The organism is Pseudomonas sp. AC463, assembly GCF_979253585.1.
In genome coordinates, this window is the sequence record NZ_CEEDDZ010000317.1 from 1 (window position 1) to 331 (window position 331).

At 66.5% G+C, this 331-nt stretch carries 1 protein-coding gene; it reads left to right on the plus strand.

From position 1 onward, the window contains the following. The coding region (locus tag AC0IYH_RS30310; RefSeq protein ID WP_471837839.1) for a TRCF domain-containing protein at positions 1–258 on the plus strand (258 nt) is incomplete at its 5' end. Positions 259–331: the final 73 nt, after the last annotated feature.

Here is a 331-nt window from a genome sequence, read left to right on the forward strand (position 1 = left end):
TTGCAGGACCGCTTCGGGGAATTGCCCGACGAGGCCCAGCGCCTGCTCGCGGTCGCACGGCTGCGCGAACTGGCGCGCGATCACGGGATCGCCCGGATCGATGCGGGACCAGCCGCGATCGCGCTGACGCCCCGATCGGACAGCGACTTGGCCGGAGGGTTCGAAGGTTTGACCGAGAAGAACGGGCGGCTGTTGCTGCTGGAACGAATCGATGATGCGGCGGCGCGGCTGGAGCGTCTGGTGGGGCTGCTCGGATGACGGTCGCGGAGCCAGTCGATCGGTCGTACGTTGGCGCGACATGCCTCATGCCAGTAACATTGTTTATCCGACC